Here is a 6210-nt window from a genome sequence, read left to right as displayed (position 1 = left end):
ATTATTATCTAATAAATTTTTAAATCCTCCACCATGTAGGTGAATTATAATTTTCTTTTTCTTAATTTGAATAATTTTTAATATTATTAAATCACGTATATTCCCAAATTTACTTTGAGAAATAGTTAAATAATAAACATCTAAATTACTTTTTATTATTTCAATAACACGATTCATAAATTCTTTATTATTTGTAATATTAAACTTTACTAATTGATACTTAGTACTAAGGTATGAATTATATAAAGTATCTATCGCTTTAGACAATCCATGGATCGGTGGTGGAAATTGTCCTATAATGCCTATTTTTTTTTTTTTTCATATAATTACCTCTAGATTAAAATTTTTTAATAACCTTAGCAGGATTACCAGCTATTACAACATTACTTCCAAATTCCCCACTAACCACACTTCCTGCTCCAATTACAGAACCGTCACCAATTTTGGTTCCTTTAAGTATCAATGCATTACATCCTATAAAACAATTTTTACCGATTATAATCTCTTTACTTTTTATCATATTCTTATCATCCCTATTTCTGGCCTCCAGTTCTATCGGATGAAAATCATTGTCTAATATCTTAACATTGCCGCCAATTAAAGTATTATCTCCAATAAAAATTCCCTTTCTAGCATAAATAGTAGCTCCTGATATGCCTACATTGTTTCCAATTTCAATTTCAGCTTCCTCAGTTCTTGTAACAATAATGGTTCTTTGGCTTAATCCAATCAAATTAGAAAGAAAACTACTTTTTATACTGCAATTATCTCCTATTTTCAACACTGATCCACTCTTTTTAAATATAACTGGAATACCAAATAAATTTAGATTTTTACCAAAATCAACTCCATTTAATTTCATAAATATTTTAAAATAATTACTTTTAAACATTTTTCCTCATTTCATTTAGCTTTCTCTACATCAATTCATTAATCAATTTTTTATATTTATCCGCAGACTTATCCCTGCTGTATATATCACTGGCAGCATATACAGCACCCAAGCCAATTTCAGCATAGGCCTGTTTATTTTCAATTATGCTAGAAATTACAGCTTCTATACTCTTATAATCTTCGGGCTTGCAGCAAATTCCACACTTATTATCTTCAATAAGTATCCTTGCCTCTGATCCTTTTTCTAAAACTCCCAATATAGTTTTTCCCGTAGCCATAACTCCATAAACTTTGCTTGGTACCGAAATTCCTTTTATACCTTTTGCATTAGTAACAATATGAACATCTGCTGCATTGAGTGAATAAATTAAATCTTCTTTTTTCTGATATGGTATAAATTTTACATTTTTTAATTGATTTTTGATTACATAATCAATTAATTTTTGTTTAACAGAACCATCTCCAACAAAAGCAAATATTATATCATTTCTATTCTTAAATTTACCGATAATCTTTATAATATTTTCAAGATCATAATACAAACCTATATTTCCAGAATACATAAAAACAAATTTGTCTTCTAAATTGTATTTTCTTTTGAACTCTGACACTTTAGGGTGATTGCTCTCTAGAGGATATACCTTACTATTATCTATCCAATTATTTATAACTACACATTTAGGAACATTTTTCCCTTTAAATCTCTTATTAAGAGTTTCAACCATATCCCTGCCAACGACGACAACGGTATTTGCTCTTTTACAGCTGTTTTTGTCTAATGCTTTTGCTATATTTAATATAAATTTATTTTTTGTATACCCTATGGCTTCTGTCTGTTCCGGGTTAAAATCCTGTATATTGTATATAAACTTAGCTCTTTTAATAAATTTTCCAATAGCACCCAGTAATCCACCTAAAATAGGAGGTTGAGATATGCCAAATATGACATCCTGCTTCCCTGCTTTAAAAGTAGCATATATGGCATTGAAAAAATAAGACAATATATTTTTAATTCTGCTTAGTTTATTTCTTTTATCAAATTCAGGGACTCTTACTCTAATTACATTTATATTTTGATATTTTTCTTTAAATAATCTTTTCTTTCTATATTGCTTATCCACTTTTCCATTATAACTAGGTACAACACATATAACTGTTATATCAAAATCATTCTGGAGCCCTTCACATAGTTCAGTTAGTATCTGTCCTGTAGAGGCTACATCTGGATAAAAATAATGTGCATACACCAAAAGTTTTTTTCTCATTATAATTCTCCTATTTATAGTTTTCCACAAACCATTCATAAGATGACTTAATTCCATCCTCTAATTCAATATTATATTTCCATCCCAAAGAGTTCAATTTACTCACATCCAAAAGCTTTCTGGGCGTTCCATCCGGTTTTTCAGTATTAAATGTGAGTTTTCCTGCAAAGCCGACAACTTTTTTTATCAACTCCGCTAGCTCTTTAATAGTAACTTCCTTGCCTGTTCCTATATTCACATGTCTCTCTCCATCATAATTTTTCATCAAGAACACACAGGCATCTGCCATATCATCTACATGAAGGAACTCCCTTAAAGGCTTCCCTGTCCCCCATATTTCCACTTCTGGTTTATTATTAACTTTGGCTTCATGGAATTTTCTTATAAGAGCAGGCATAACATGAGAATTCTCTAAATCATAATTATCATTCGGTCCATAAAGATTAGTCGGCATACAACTTATGAAATTATCTCCATACTGCCTTTTAAAAAACTGGCACATTTTAAGGCCTGCTATTTTTGCCAGGGCATAACCTTCATTTGTAGGCTCTAGATATCCTGAAAGCAGATATTCTTCTTTTATAGGCTGGGGACACATTTTAGGGTATATGCAGGAGCTTCCCAAAAAAAGAAGCTTTTCTACCTTAAAATCATGAGCTGCCTTTATCACATTATTCTGTATCTCCATATTAATATATATAAAATCCGCAGGTGATGTATTATTGGCATTTATTCCTCCCACATGAGCTGCTGCAAGAAAAACATATTCCGGTCTTTCCTCTTTAAAGAATTCTCTAACCGTTCTCTGATCTGTCAGATCCAGCTCACTGTGATTTCTGCCAATTATATTTTTATAGCCTTTTTTCTTTAAATTTCTGACTATAGCCGATCCAACAAGGCCCTTATGACCAGCTACATAAATTTTGCTGTCTTTTTCCATATTAATCACTCCCAGTTATTTTGCCAACGCAGCTTCTAAAAATTGTTCTGTACTCATTCCAGCAATTTCTTTCATATCTGAATCCACCATCATCTTAACCAAACTCTTAAAACCTATTTTTCGAGTCCAACCAAGTTCTTTTTCAGCTTTTTTTGAATCTCCTAATAAGAGTTCAACCTCTGCAGGTCTAAAATATCTCGGGTTTATATCTACCAACAATTTTCCTGTCCTTTTATCATAACCTTTTTCATTGACTCCAGTACCTTTCCATTCGATTTCTATACCAACTTCCTTAAATGAAAGTTCAACAAATTCTCTCACTGTATGAGTTTCATTTGTTGCAATAACAAAATCCTCAGGTTTTTCATACTGAAGTATAAGCCACATTGCTTTTACATAATCTCCCGCAAAGCCCCAGTCTCTTTTGGCATCTAAATTACCAAGGGACAATTTTTCCTGCTTTCCAGCTATAATATTGGCTACAGCCCTTGTTATTTTTCTTGTAACAAAAGTTTCTCCTCTCCGTGGAGATTCATGGTTGAAAAGTATGCCATTACATGCAAATACGCCATATGCCTCCCTATAATTTACTGTTATCCAATATGAATAAAGCTTTGCCGCTCCATAGGGACTTTTAGGATAAAAAGGTGTTTTTTCATTTTGAGGGGCAGTGCCAGGCAGTCCTCCAAACAATTCCGAAGTAGACGCTTGATAAAATTTACACTTTAATCCTCGTTCCTTTATAGCATCTAATATCCTAAGAGTTCCAATTCCATCAGTTTCTGCTGTATATTCTGGAACTTCAAAAGAAACCTGCACATGGCTTTGAGCTGCTAAATTGTATATTTCATCTGGTTTAACTTTTTCTATTATCCTATTTAAATTACTGGAATCCGTTAAATCTCCATGATGCAGAAAAAGTGTTCTATTTCCTATTTCAGGATTTTCAAATAAATGATCTATTCTCTTTGTATTAAAAGTGCTGGCTCTTCTTATAATTCCATGTACTTCATATCCCTTCCTTAATAAAAATTCTGTTAAATAAGAACCATCCTGACCTGTTATGCCTGTTATCAATGCTCTCTTCATTTACTTATATCCTCCCTAGATACATTCTTCTTTATCTCTTTAATCCTCTCAATATCTTCTTTTTTTCCGACAAAAATAATATCGTCACTTTCCACTACAAATACATCTTCAAGCCCGACAATTACAATTGGCTTATTCTCGGAATATACAATATTGTTGCTGCTTCCGAGACTTCTTATATCACCCATGCATACGTTGTTGTTATTGTCCTTTTCCCTGTACCTCTCAACTGCGTGCCAGGTTCCTATATCATCCCACCCAAAATCCGATGGTATAACATATATGTTTTCAGTCCTTTCCATTATTCCGTAATCCACGGAAATATTGTCTACCCCCGGATATTTTTCTTCAAGCAGTCTGCTGAAATTTTTATCATCTTTTTCAAACACACCTTTTAGAATATCATATGTATTGTTTAAATATCTTTTTGTAAGTTTTAATATAGTACTGCATTTCCATATGAACATTCCGCCATTCCAGAGGAAATTGCCTTCTTTGATATATTTTTTTGCAGTATCGACATCAGGCTTCTCCACAAATTTTTCAACCTTGAAAACATTGAAATCTTCTTCTGTTGTAACCGCAGCCTCATTAAATATACATTGTGAATTGGAAACTGTAAATTGAATGTATCCATAACCTGTTTCAGGTCTGTCAGGCTTTATTCCTAAAGTAACTACTGCAGAAATATTATTTTGTATGAAATCAGCCCCATAAGCTATGGTATTTCTAAATCTATTTTCGTCTACTACAAGATGATCTGAAGGAATCACTAAAATAGCTGCATCATTACATCGTTTTTTTATATAAAAGGCCGAAAGTGCTATACAAGGTGCTGTATTTCTTCCCACAGGTTCCACTATTATATTGTTTTCTGGTAAATTAGGAAGTTGTTCTTTCACAATCTGTACATATCTTTTCCCCGTTACTATAAATATCCTATCTGCAGATATAAGAGGCAAAAGCCTTTCCACAGTCATCTGAATCATAGTTTTTTTACCTAAAAGTTTTAAAAACTGTTTTGGCTTTTCATCTGTAGAAAGAGGCCAGAACCTTTCACCTTTTCCACCTGCCATTATTAGTGCACACATCATATTAACAACCATCCTATAATATGTCTTAAAATATTTTTTACAAAAATTCTAGGGTTTTAACATTCAATCAAATTTCACCTAGCCCCATCGTCACCAAAAAACACTTTAAATGTTTTGAAAATAAGTTTTAAATCCAGTATTGTGTTTCTGTCTTTTATGTATTTCAAGTCCAGCTTCATCCAGTCATCAAAGTCAATATTGCTTCTTCCCATTACCTGCCAGTAGCAGGTAAGTCCAGGTTTAACAAACAATTTCATTCTCTGACGTTTTGTGAATCTGAGAACTTCCCTTGGAAGATTTGGTCTTGGACCTACAAGTGACATTTCACCTTTAATCACATTGAAAAGCTGTGGGAGCTCATCAAGACTTGTTTTTCTTATAAACCTACCGACCCTGGTAACTCGTGGATCTTCTTTCATTTTAAACATGGGCCCTGTCATCTCATTTTTATCTTTTAGCTTGTCCAAAAGTTCCTCAGCACCACTTACCATGGAACGAAACTTATACATTTTAAAAGGCTTTCCATTTAACCCAATCCTGACTTGCGAAAATATTGCAGGACCCTTTGAATCCAATTTGATTGCAGCCGCTACTATGAACATAACAGGGGATAACACAATAATTCCAATTAACGAAAATAATATATCCCCTGCTCTCTTGAAAAAATAATAACTGATAGTCTTCTCGTACTCATACTCATCTTCATTCTTATACTCATCTTCATTTTCTACCAATATACCAGTTATGCTAGTGACTTTATCCTCCAATTCTGTCAATATATCTCCCCCTCATACCAACAAAATTCACATAAATGTTATATTTATTATAACACCACAGCATTTGGCAGACAACCATAAAAGTCCCATTTATTTGTCCAATTTTATCATTTTAAAATATTATCGTATTTTAAAATGATAATTTTATATGT

The 6210-nt window shown here is 32.4% G+C and carries 6 protein-coding genes; all 6 read right to left on the bottom strand.

Going from position 1 to position 6210, the window contains the following annotated elements; all coding sequences use genetic code 11:
• Positions 1-337 precede the first annotated feature (337 nt).
• The 6 genes from J5G60_RS15860 to J5G60_RS15835 all read right to left on the bottom strand — a co-directional run bounded on the left by J5G60_RS15860 (position 338) and on the right by J5G60_RS15835 (position 6016).
• Entirely contained in the window at positions 338-892 is a 555-nt protein-coding gene (locus J5G60_RS15860; RefSeq protein WP_150358837.1) for an acyltransferase, read from the bottom strand.
• Positions 893-917: 25 nt separating this feature from the next.
• A complete protein-coding gene (locus J5G60_RS15855) occupies positions 918-2159 on the bottom strand; it encodes a glycosyltransferase family 4 protein (RefSeq protein ID WP_236035334.1) in 1242 nt (413 codons plus the stop codon).
• Between the two features lie 10 nt (positions 2160-2169).
• Complete coding sequence (gene fcl, locus J5G60_RS15850) at positions 2170-3099, bottom strand: GDP-L-fucose synthase (RefSeq protein ID WP_150358836.1); 930 nt, start codon at positions 3097-3099, stop codon at positions 2170-2172.
• A 15-nt stretch (positions 3100-3114) separates the two neighbouring features.
• Positions 3115-4188, bottom strand: coding sequence for a GDP-mannose 4,6-dehydratase (gene gmd, locus J5G60_RS15845; RefSeq protein WP_150358835.1), 1074 nt, complete (start codon positions 4186-4188; stop codon positions 3115-3117).
• On the bottom strand, positions 4185-5282 hold the full coding sequence (locus tag J5G60_RS15840; RefSeq protein ID WP_150358834.1) for a mannose-1-phosphate guanylyltransferase: 1098 nt from the start codon (positions 5280-5282) through the stop codon (positions 4185-4187). The genes gmd and J5G60_RS15840 overlap by 4 nt, the downstream gene beginning before the upstream one ends.
• A 74-nt stretch (positions 5283-5356) precedes the next feature.
• Positions 5357-6016 (bottom strand): sugar transferase, encoded by a 660-nt coding sequence (locus J5G60_RS15835; protein ID WP_236035335.1) that lies wholly within the window; start codon positions 6014-6016, stop codon positions 5357-5359.
• Between the last annotated feature and the right edge of the window lie 194 nt (positions 6017-6210).

This window comes from Clostridium sp. HV4-5-A1G, from assembly GCF_900184915.1.
GTDB lineage: Bacteria > Bacillota > Clostridia > Clostridiales > Clostridiaceae > Clostridium_B > Clostridium_B aromativorans.
Note: the sequence above shows the minus strand (reverse complement) of the source record. Positions and strands in the feature narration are given on the sequence as shown.

Bases quoted from the DNA above. Each gene is read 5' to 3' on its own strand.
- J5G60_RS15855 (WP_236035334.1), bottom strand. From the start codon at position 2,159: ATGAGAAAAAAACTTTTGGTGTATGCACATTATTTTTATCCAGATGTA.
- J5G60_RS15860 (WP_150358837.1), bottom strand. From the start codon at position 892: ATGTTTAAAAGTAATTATTTTAAAATATTTATGAAATTAAATGGAGTT.
- fcl (WP_150358836.1), bottom strand. From the start codon at position 3,099: ATGGAAAAAGACAGCAAAATTTATGTAGCTGGTCATAAGGGCCTTGTT.
- gmd (WP_150358835.1), bottom strand. From the start codon at position 4,188: ATGAAGAGAGCATTGATAACAGGCATAACAGGTCAGGATGGTTCTTAT.
- J5G60_RS15840 (WP_150358834.1), bottom strand. From the start codon at position 5,282: ATGATGTGTGCACTAATAATGGCAGGTGGAAAAGGTGAAAGGTTCTGG.